Here is a 6,000-nt window from a genome sequence, read left to right as displayed (position 1 = left end):
ATATGCCGATGTCGGTGGAAGGCATCGTCGCGATGCAGGCCTGTGCGCGGATCGGCGCGACGCATTCGGTCGTGTTCGGCGGCTTCTCGTCGAAGTCGCTCAACGAACGCCTGGTCGATGTGGGCGCTGTCGCGCTCGTCACGTCGGACGAACAGATGCGCGGCGGCAAGGCGTTGCCGCTGAAAAACATTGCCGACGAAGCGCTGGCGATGGGCGGCTGCGAAGCGGTCAAGAGCGTGATCGTCTACCAGCGCACCGGCGGCAAGGTGGCCTGGCAGGAAGGCCGCGACCTGTGGATGCACGAGCTCGCCAAGGCCGAGTCGGACGAGTGCCCGCCGGAATGGGTCGAAGCGGAGCACCCGCTGTTTATCCTCTACACCTCCGGTTCCACCGGCAAGCCGAAGGGCGTGCAGCACAGTACTGGCGGTTATCTGCTGTGGGCTGCGCAGACGCTGAAGTGGACCTTCGACTGGAAGCCGACCGATATTTTCTGGTGTACCGCCGACATCGGCTGGATCACCGGCCATAGCTACATCACGTATGGACCGCTGACACTCGGCGGCACCCAGGTCGTGTTCGAAGGCGTGCCGACGTATCCGAACGCGGGCCGCTTCTGGGACATGATCGCAAAGCACAAGGTGACGCTGTTCTACACCGCGCCTACCGCCATCCGTTCGTTGATCAAGGTGTCCGAAGCCGACGCGAAAGTGCACCCGAAGAGCTACGACCTGTCCTCGCTGCGCGTGATCGGCACGGTGGGCGAGCCGATCAATCCGGAAGCCTGGATGTGGTACCACGAGAACGTGGGCGGCGGCCGTTGCCCGATCGTCGACACATGGTGGCAGACCGAAACCGGCGGCCACATGATCACACCGCTGCCGGGCGCGACGCCGCTGGTGCCGGGATCGTGCACGCTGCCGTTGCCGGGCATCATGGCCGCGGTGGTCGACGAAACCGGTCAGGACGTGCCGAATGGGCAGGGCGGGATTCTGGTTATCAAGCGTCCGTGGCCGTCGATGTTGCGCAATGTGTGGGGCGACCCGGAGCGCTACAAGAAGAGCTACTTCCCTGAAGAACTCGGCGGCAAGCTCTATCTCGCCGGCGACGGCGCGGTGCGCGACAAGACAACGGGCTACTTCACGATCATGGGCCGCATCGACGATGTGCTCAATGTGTCGGGCCACCGGCTCGGTACGATGGAGATCGAATCGGCGCTGGTGTCCAATCCGATCGTTGCGGAAGCAGCGGTCGTGGGACGTCCGGACGATACGACTGGCGAAGCGGTCTGTGCGTTCGTGGTGTTGAAGGGCGCGCGTCCGGAAGGCGAGGACGCGGCGAAGATTGCCAACGAACTGCGTGCGTGGGTAGGCAAGGAGATCGGTCCGATCGCCAAGCCGAAGGACATTCGCTTCGGCGAAAACCTGCCAAAGACGCGCTCCGGCAAGATCATGCGCCGCCTGTTGCGTTCGCTCGCAAAGGGCGAAGAGATCACGCAGGACGTGTCCACGCTGGAGAACCCGGCCATCCTCGATCAGCTTGGCGAGTCGCTTTGAGTCAGGCTTAAGTGCAGGTGCGTTAGCCATCGCAACGCACCCGGCCACTGTGAGCTAGCAGCCACTGGGCGGACAATCCCGATTGCCTGCCCGGTGGCTTTTTGTTACATAGGCGCATGACCGCGCCGCACACCTCTTCCCAACCCGCGCTAAACCCGCCGCCCGAACCGCCACCGGTCTCGGACGCGATGGCGCTTGCGCATCGGCGCTACTGGCGCTTCAACCTCGCGTGCATCGCGGTGCTGATGACGCTTGGCTTCCTGGTGTCGTTCGTGGTGCCGCTGGCGGCGCCGACGCTATCGAACGTGCGCTTTGCCGGATTCAGCCTGCCGTTCTACGTCGGCGCGCAAGGGGCGATCCTTGTCTACGTTGTGCTGATCGTTGCGTACATCGTGCTGATGCAGCGCGCCGACCGCACGCTGCAACGCGCGTTCGAAGCGGACGCTAACGCCGTTGCAACGTCGCGCGGAAACTGAGCCGATGACGCTCACGAATCGGCTGATCCGCTCATACGCGTTCTACTCGCTTGGCTTTCTGGCTTTCATCTACGTGATGTGGCGCATCGAACAGGTGACTGGCCCCGGCGTGTGGATTGGCTACGTGTTCCTGTTCGTGCCGATTGCCGTGTACGCGGTGATCGGATTGTTGTCGCGTACCTCGGACCTGGTGGAGTACTACGTCGCCGGGCGCCGCGTGCCGTCCGCGTTCAATGGCATGGCAACCGCGGCGGACTGGTTGTCGGCCGCGTCGTTTATCGGCCTCGCGGGTTCGATCTACGCGACGGGCTACGACGGCCTTGCCTATATGATGGGATGGACCGGCGGCTATTGCCTGACCGCGTTCCTGCTCGCGCCGTATGTGCGCAAGCTGGCGCGCTACACGATTCCGGATTTTCTCGGCACACGCTTTTCGAGCAACGCCGTGCGCGCACTGGCCGCGCTGGCGGCGATCCTGTGTTCGTTCGTGTATCTGGTGGCGCAGATTCAGGGTGTGGGACTGATCGCGTCACGGTTTATCGGCGTCGATTTTGCGGTGGGTATCTTCTGCGGTTTGGCGGGCATTCTGGTGTGCTCGTTCCTTGGCGGCATGCGTGCGGTGACGTGGACGCAGGTGGCGCAATACATCATCCTGATCTTCGCGATCCTGATTCCGGTGTCGATGATCGCGCACAAGGACGGTCTCGGCTGGGTGCCGCAATTCAGCTACGGACGCCTGATGGCGCGCGTCGATACGCTTGAGCGCCAGGTACGCGACGCGCCGCTCGATCAGAGCGTGCGCGCCAACTACCGGCTGCAGGCCGCGAAGATGCAGGCGCAGATCGACTGGTTACCGCAATCGTTCGTGGACGAGAAACAGCGCTTGACGCAGCAGGTGGTGGATCTGCGGCGGCATAACGGGCCGTTGCGCGACATCAATACGAGCGAACGTGCGCTGGACCTGTTTCCACGTGATGCCGCCGCCGCACGGATCGTCTGGACCCAGCAACGCGAGGCGCTGCTGATGCGGGCTTCATCGCCGGTGCCGATGTCCGAGCCGTTTCCGGCCATCAGCGCCGAAGACCGGCAGACCCATGAGCGGAATTTTCTGTCGTTGTTGCTGTGCCTGTCGCTAGGGACGGCGAGCTTGCCGCATATTCTCACGCGCTACAACACGACCACTTCCGTGGCGTCCACGCGGCGTTCGGTGGGCTGGACGCTGTTCTTCGTGGCGTTGTTTTATCTGACGGTGCCGGTGCTGGCCGTGTTGATCAAGTACGAGATCCTGACGAACCTGGTTGGTCATCCGTTTGCCGATTTGCCGCAATGGCTGACGCAGTGGCTCAGGATCGAGCCGAATCTGATCAGCGTGGCCGACGCGAACCGCGACGGCATTGTGCAATGGAGCGAGATCCAGATGCAGCCGGACATGGTGGTGCTGGCGGCGCCGGAGATTGCGGGCCTGCCGTATGTGATGTCGGGGCTGATTGCAGCGGGGGCGCTGGCGGCGGCGCTCTCTACGGCGGACGGATTGCTGCTGACCATCGCCAATGCGTTATCGCACGATGTCTACTATCACATGGTGGATCCGGCGGCATCGAGCCAGCGGCGTGTGACGATCTCCAAGATTTTGTTGCTGGGGGTGGCGCTGTTTGCGTCGTACGTGGCTTCGCTGAATACGGGGAATATTCTGTTCCTGGTGGGGGCGGCGTTTTCGCTGGCGGCGTCGAGTCTCTTTCCCGTGCTGGTGCTGGGCGTTTTCTGGAAGCGTACGACGCGGCTGGGTGCGGTGGCCGGGATGGTGGCCGGGCTCGCGGTGTGCATCTATTACATCGTCTCGACGTATCCGTTTTTCACGCAGATGACCGGGTTCGCGGGAGAGCGCTGGTTCGGGATCGAGCCGATCAGTTCAGGCGTGTTCGGCGTGCCGGCCGGGTTTCTGGTGACGATCCTGGTGAGTCTGGTGGACCGCAAGCCGGACGCTTATACACGAGCTCTCGTGGACTATATCCGGCACCCTTGATGGGCTGCTGGAGAGGGTGTTTGACGGTGTTTTTGGGCAGGGCTGGCGCTGGCCCCAGAGTTTGCTATAATTCGGCTCCCGCCGGAGAGATGGATGAGCGGTTTAAGTCGCACGCCTGGAAAGCGTGTATAGGTTAATAACCTATCCGGGGTTCGAATCCCCGTCTCTCCGCCACCCTTCCAGTAAGCCTTTGCGGCATTCCAAAATTCAACACAGTGCCATAAGACTGGCGCTGTGCTGGTGCCAATACCATCTCAAGCGACACCCAGCGCCTGCAATATCGGTAGGTGAACCTGAGCAAAGCGGTTTGCTTTCGCGACCATATCAGCGCCAGACGAGCCTGCGGCAGACTGCAGCGCAGCAGGTTCTTGCACAAACTGGGAATCCGCGCGCAGCGCAGCCTCGGCGAATTCAGCCCATTGCGCCGGTTGTTGCAGGTGATGCAGTCTCGCCAACAAAAAGAGTTGCGGCAGGCGTGGCACAAATACGCCAGAACCCGAAACCGGGCTCACCAGAAACTGAACTTCCTCATGATGGCGCGCCTGTTCGCAAATCGCCGCGTTCAGCTTCGCCGCCAACGGCTGCGCGGCCCTGATCTGCGCGTCGTCCTGGGCATTCAGCAACACACCCATGCCAACCAGCAGTGTCACAGCCTTGACCATCTGCGCAAATGTGACGCCCCGTGCGCGAACGCAGTTTTCGATCTCGGAGAGGGTTGTAGGGCGATAGCTGGACAGCGCGTCGAGAATAGGTCCGTATATCGCTTCCGGTAGCATCGTCTCACCGAGCGCACCGCGCACCTTCAGCACCACCGAAGCTCTCGGCAGCGCCAGGACCACACGATGTGCGTGCAGCGCGGCCTGCCGTTCATCGTCACTGAGCGTCCGTGGATCCTTCACCCAGTAATCGCGCCGCAACGATCGGTTGACACAGAAATCGCGAGCGGTTTCTCGCAAACCCGTATCTGCAATGTTCACTAACAGATCGCGCTGCGCCGGCGTGAGGTTGATCTCATCGATTTGGTCGCGGTAGTCTGCAGATCCCGCATAAGTCAAACCCGCCGCACCGAGCGAGGATGCAACCTCGAGGAAAGACATGGGGTGCCATTCGCCAGCGAAATACTCATGCGCGAGATAGCTGGGATTCTCTTGGGACAACGCCTCGACGCGCTCGGCAAGCAGTGGGTTAACCAACGCATAGCCCGGCTGCGTCGCAAATACAGCCTGCGCAAAATCGACGGCGGCGCTAATGCGCGTCTGCACTGGCTCTTCGGCGTCCGCGCGATTGCTCGGTTCGGACACCGAACCGAGCTCAAAATGCCGCTGCATCAATTCGCGCACGGGCAGCATCGCAGTCCACCCGGGCTGGGTGTTGTAGCTCAAATACAGCACGCCGCCGGATTTGAGTTTGCGGCGGATGAATTCGACAATCAGCGCACGATTCTCTGAGGAAATCCAGCTCCAGATGCCGTGCATGCCGATGAAATCGAAGTCCGGCAAATCGTCGCGCCGACAGAAATCCGAGAACGACTCGCCGAACAATTGCGCTGACGATTCGGCACTGCGCGTAAGTTGCCGTGCGAAGTTTGCGTGAGATGGATTGAAGTCGGTGCCATACCATCGCGCAGCCGACCCGGCCGCGTGAATATTGACGCTCACACCGTGGCCAAAGCCCAGTTCGCAAGCGTTATGCACGGTCGGCAATACCAGTCCGGCATGGAGCAAAGGAAGTTTCAGGCGTAGTGGATTCAGCTCGTCGCAATAGCCGAATGTGTACTTAACCTCGTCAATGGAACTCGTTTCCCTCTCACTCACGTCTTGGTGCTCGTTCGTTGCGCGATTGCCAGTATTGGCCCCGCAGATTGTCGAACCGGCTGTCCGGCGATGTCCGACACAATACCGGCGAGCGGTATGGAAAGCAAAATTCCTTGGTGGGTCTTGAACCTCGA

4 protein-coding genes and 1 tRNA gene are annotated in these 6,000 nt (G+C 61.5%); 4 read left to right on the top strand and 1 reads right to left on the bottom strand.

Annotation, left to right across the window (positions count from 1 at the left end; genetic code table 11):
- The 4 genes from acs to WCA85_RS06720 form a co-directional block, all read left to right on the top strand.
- The coding region (gene acs / locus WCA85_RS06735) for an acetate--CoA ligase (protein ID WP_424062390.1) at window positions 1-1,553 on the top strand (1,553 nt) is incomplete at its 5' end.
- Window positions 1,554-1,669: 116 nt separating this feature from the next.
- Window positions 1,670-2,029: a DUF4212 domain-containing protein gene (locus WCA85_RS06730; RefSeq protein ID WP_424062389.1), complete on the top strand. Its 360-nt coding sequence runs from the start codon at window positions 1,670-1,672 to the stop codon at window positions 2,027-2,029.
- Window positions 2,030-2,033: 4 nt separating this feature from the next.
- Complete coding sequence (locus WCA85_RS06725) at window positions 2,034-4,052, top strand: sodium:solute symporter family protein (RefSeq protein WP_424062388.1); 2,019 nt, start codon at window positions 2,034-2,036, stop codon at window positions 4,050-4,052.
- An 83-nt stretch (window positions 4,053-4,135) separates the two neighbouring features.
- Window positions 4,136-4,226: transfer RNA gene (locus WCA85_RS06720), tRNA-Ser, on the top strand.
- Between the two features lie 80 nt (window positions 4,227-4,306).
- On the opposite strand, the gene WCA85_RS06715 is transcribed toward WCA85_RS06720, so the two are convergent.
- Window positions 4,307-5,866 (bottom strand): class I SAM-dependent methyltransferase, encoded by a 1,560-nt coding sequence (locus tag WCA85_RS06715; protein ID WP_424062387.1) that lies wholly within the window; start codon window positions 5,864-5,866, stop codon window positions 4,307-4,309.
- Between the last annotated feature and the right edge of the window lie 134 nt (window positions 5,867-6,000).

This window comes from Paraburkholderia sp. (assembly GCF_049581445.1).
Classification (GTDB): domain Bacteria; phylum Pseudomonadota; class Gammaproteobacteria; order Burkholderiales; family Burkholderiaceae; genus Paraburkholderia.
Note: the sequence above shows the minus strand (reverse complement) of the source record. Positions and strands in the feature narration are given on the sequence as shown.